At 66.9% G+C, this 4,535-nt stretch carries 3 protein-coding genes; 2 read left to right on the top strand and 1 reads right to left on the bottom strand.

Going from position 1 to position 4,535, the window contains the following annotated elements; genetic code table 11:
• On the top strand, window positions 1-1,176 hold a 1,176-nt coding region (locus Y706_RS28170; RefSeq protein ID WP_028276844.1), incomplete at its 5' end, for an AAA family ATPase.
• An 88-nt stretch (window positions 1,177-1,264) separates the two neighbouring features.
• Window positions 1,265-2,476, top strand: a complete 1,212-nt coding sequence (gene ftsY / locus Y706_RS0112430) for a signal recognition particle-docking protein FtsY (protein WP_028276845.1) — start codon at window positions 1,265-1,267, stop codon at window positions 2,474-2,476.
• 78 nt (window positions 2,477-2,554) lie between these two features.
• Here the strand turns inward: ftsY and Y706_RS0112435 are convergent, their stop codons facing one another.
• Window positions 2,555-4,288 (bottom strand): hypothetical protein, encoded by a 1,734-nt coding sequence (locus Y706_RS0112435; RefSeq protein ID WP_253906779.1) that lies wholly within the window; start codon window positions 4,286-4,288, stop codon window positions 2,555-2,557.
• Window positions 4,289-4,535: the final 247 nt, after the last annotated feature.

Here is a 4,535-nt window from a genome sequence, read left to right on the forward strand (position 1 = left end):
CCGGGCATAGTCGTCCGCGGCGTCGTCCGGGCTGTCGAAGTCATCGGTGGAGCCGGGCACATGGACGCGCGCCGGATCAACATCGATGTGGGACAGGAGGGCGTCCTGGGCCTGGCGGGCGTTGCGCTCGGCGTCGCCGTGCAGCAGGTCATCGGATTCATCGACGTGTCCGTGGAACTGGCGCGCCGCGAGCGGGACAGTGCCGAGGAACGCAAGGACGCCATGGACCTTGAACTGGCCGGGGTCCGCAGCGGCAACGACGCGCTGGCCCGAGAACTGGCCGAACTCACCGACTCCGTGCACCGCGACGAGCTCGCCCGCACGCAGCAGCGGCTGCGGATCGAGGCGCTGGAACTGAAGAGTGTGGAGGAGCTCGGGCTGACTGCCGGGCAGCTCGTGGCCGACTACGGACCGGACCTGCCCGTCCCGGTCCCTGCCGGCGACTCGGCGGACAAATGGGCCGCACTGCGCGCCCCGGTGGACGAGGACGGACGCGAGATTTCCGACGGCAAGCCCTTCGTCCGTGCGGAACAGGAAAAACGGCTCAAGCGCGCCGAACGCGACCTCGCGGCCCTGGGGAAGGTCAACCCGCTGGCGCTCGAGGAGTTCGCCGCGCTTGAGGAGCGCCACCAGTTCCTCAGCAGCCAGCTCGAAGACCTGAAGTCCAGCCGCAAAGACCTGCTGGACATCATCAAGGAAGTCGACGACCGCGTCCAGAAGGTCTTCGCCGAGGCGTTCGAGGACACCTCCCGGCAGTTTGTCCGCGTCTTCGCCCGGCTGTTCCCCGGCGGCGAGGGCCGGCTGGTCCTGACCGACCCCACCGACATGCTCACCACCGGCATCGAGGTCGAAGCCCGCCCGGCCGGCAAGAAAATCAAGCGGCTCTCGCTGCTTTCCGGCGGCGAACGCTCCCTGACGGCCGTGGCGCTGCTGGTGGCCATCTTCAAGGCACGGCCCTCTCCCTTCTACGTCATGGACGAGGTCGAGGCCGCGCTTGATGACACCAACCTGGGCCGGCTCATCACCATCTTCGAAGAACTCCGCGAATCCAGCCAGCTGATCGTCATCACGCACCAGAAACGAACCATGGAAGTCGCCGACGCCCTCTATGGCGTCACAATGCGCGGCGACGGAGTCTCCACGGTGATCAGCCAGCGGCTCAGTGCGGAGATCTAGGCAAACGTCCAGGTCCCGGCACGACGGCGTCCGCGCGCAACAAAAGCGCTGGCCACGGCCCATTTGGGGTTTGTGAGAAGCTAGGGGAGTGAACGATATCCTCCCCATCATTCTGCCCATTTTCGCTGTCCTGGTGGTCCTCGGTGTGCTGATCCCGGTGCTCATGAAGACCCGGAAGAGCGCCAAGACCTACACCGGCCCGCGTGACGCAAACGACCCCGTGCAGGCCCCGGGAGCCGGAACCCTTGTGGAGGACCGTCCCGCGCAGGCGCCGGCACCGGCACGGACCTCGCCGGACGGCGTCGAACTCGAAGAACCAACCCTCGAAGTTCCGGACGACGCAGCCGGGCTGGAAACCGTCCCGGTGGAAACCCCGCTGCCGGTGGCCGGGCGGCTGATGCGGCTGCGCGAGCGGCTGGTCAAGTCCAACAACATCCTGGGCAAGGGGCTCCTGGCCCTGCTCTCGGCGGACAAGATCGATGAAAACGTCTGGGATGAAGTCGAGGAAACCCTGCTGCTGGCCGATCTCGGCACCGAACCGACCATGCAGCTCGTGGACTCGCTCCGCGAACGCGTCAAGGTGATGGGCACGCGGGACCCTGAGCACGTCAAGGCCCTGCTCCGGGAGGAACTCATCAAGCTCGTGGATCCGACCATGGACCGGAGCCTGAACGTCGAGCGCCACGGCGACAAGCCCGCCGTCATGATGGTTGTCGGCGTCAACGGCGTTGGCAAGACCACCACCGTGGGCAAGCTGGCCCGCGTGCTCGTGGCCGAGGACAAGGACGTGCTGCTGGGCGCGGCGGACACCTTCCGCGCCGCCGCCGCCGAGCAGCTGGCCACCTGGGGCCAGCGCGTCGGCGTGCCCACCGTGAAGTCGGACATCGACGGCGCGGACCCGGCCTCGGTGGCCTACGAGGCCGTCAAGGCCGGCATCGACCAGGAAGTCGACGTCGTCATGATCGACACCGCGGGGCGCCTGCAGAACAAGGTGGGCCTCATGGACGAGCTCAGCAAGGTCAAGCGGGTCATCGAAAAGCTGGCCGAGGTGGACGAGGTGCTGCTGGTCCTGGACGCCACCACCGGCCAGAACGGACTCAACCAGGCCCGGGTGTTCTCCGAGGTCGTGAACATCACCGGAATCGTCCTGACCAAGCTGGACGGCACCGCCAAGGGCGGCATCGTCGTCGCCATCCAGAAATCCCTCGGAGTCCCGGTGAAGCTGATCGGGCTGGGCGAAGGCGCCGACGACCTCGCGCCGTTCGACGCCGAAGGTTTCGTGGACGCGCTGCTGAACTAGCACGCACCCCAACGAAAAGAGTGCCCCGGTCCTGTCTGGCCAGTTCAGACAGGACCGGGGCACTCCTTGTTCGAGTGGCTAGTACTTGAAGGTCAGGACCGTCACTGTGCCGGCCGTCAGCTTGAACTGCTGGGTCTGGGACTTGTACGCGAACCCCGGCACCGTGGCGCGCTTGGCGAGGGGCTTGGGCTCGGTCTTGGCGCCGTCGATGACAGTCTGGTTTTCGGCTGCGTAGCTGGGGCCGCTGAGCTGGGTCATGGTCCCGGTGACCGGTTTGCCCGGCAGGTTCAAGGTGACTAAAGTCTGCGCGGACTTTTCGGGGTTGTTTTCGTTGACGATCACCACGCTGGTGCTGCCGTCCGCGTTCTGCAGCGCATAGCTGAACGCCGGGCCGCCGCCGGAGCTGTTCACTTTCATGAACTTGCCGGCCTCGAGCTCGGCCACCATGGAGATGCCGAAGAAGTTGGCCCGGCCGGACATCTGGCCATTGCCGAACGGGTAGGCTCCGGCGCTGCAGATGGCGGACAGGGGCGGGCCGCCTTTGCACGTCAGCAACGAGCTGTGGAAGCCGATTCGGGTGATGCCCAGCTGGGCGGCGGTGAGGGCATAGTCTGCCGCCCACAGCGCAGATGCGTGGGTACGGGAGGTCTCATTGGAGCCGGGGCAGGCCGAGATCCCGGTTTCCGGAATCCAGGTTTCCAGGCCCGCGGCCTGACCCACCGCGAGGGCCGCCTTCTGGTAGTTGACGGCACGGTCATGCATCGTTCGGCTCATCGCGTTTGCCAACGTAGGCGAGTCCTGGGGCAGGCCGCCGTCACAGTTGGAGAGCGGGTAGTGGTGGAACGTCAGGATTTTCTTCTGCGGGAGGTCCGCATCGACGAACGGCTGCCACCACTTTTGGTCGTACGCGCCCGGGCCGGAGATGGGCACGTTCGGCGCCACTGCATAGATCGCGTTGGCGTAGTCCTTCAATTCCCGAATGTACTGATCCAGGCTGTAGCCGCTGCCGGACTTCACATCGTTGAACACGAAGCCGTTGGGCTCATTGCCCACGGTGATGCTCAGCAGCCGGTCGCCGAGGACCGCCGAGGCGTTCTTGGCCATATCCGCAGCCCGCGCCGGGTTGTAGTGGCCCAGATCCACTGTGAGGCTGACCCTGGCGTCGCCGGCGTCCAGCAGGGTCTTGAGCCGGACCAAGTCTGCCGGGCCCACGGCCTTGACCGGGTGCGTCTTGTCGCCCTTGTAGTCGGCGGGGACGGCCTCGCCGCTGGAGGTCCAGAAAAAGCGCCGGTCCACGGCGTTGCCGCCGAAACGCAGGACCGGCTGGTCGATCTCCTTGAGCAGCTTGACCATCGACGTGTTGTCGCTGCTGAGGTCGGGATCGGCCAGATCCGTGGCCTCCAGGGAAATTCCGGTCATGCCCTTGTTCAGGGAGGTGCCCACGAGGTCATTGGAGACATCGACCTTGAGGGGCTCAACCTTTTCCAGCGGCGAGCCGGCCGGCGGACCCGGCTGTGCGTAATAGGTGACGGGCGGTCCCACCTCGGCCGGGGCGGGTGCCGGGGCTGACTGGGCGGCGGGGGAAGAAGCGGCCGGCGGTGCCGGGGTCGGGTTTCCGAGGGCGAGGGGAACCAGTACTGCTGCGGCGACGGCGACAATTCCTGCGCCGGCGATCAGCCCTGCGCGCTTCCTGTTGCCCGCGCTCTTTCCTGCGTTGGCTCCTGTGTTGGCTCGCGCGTCGGCTCCCGCGTCGGCGGGTTGGGCGGGGTCGGGGCTTTCGGCTTTCCCAGGGGAAGAGTCGAATTTGGCCATGGGGGATTACCTCCGGAAGTTTGTAGCACGTGCCCCCAGCTTAGCCAAGGGCGGCGGCCGACGCTGACCGGAAGGTCCTGGACAGCGTCCCGTGCACGGTCCGGGACAAGGTCATGGCTGAGGCACGTGCCCGGCGGACCGGTGGCGGCAACGCCGCAGGTCAGGCGCGGTCCGGGGCCGGCCGGCGGAACGTTTCGCGGGCCGGCAACCACACGGCGGCGGCGGCCAGGAGTATGCCGCCCGTGAC

This window comes from Arthrobacter sp. I3 (assembly GCF_000520575.1).
GTDB lineage: Bacteria > Actinomycetota > Actinomycetes > Actinomycetales > Micrococcaceae > Arthrobacter > Arthrobacter humicola_A.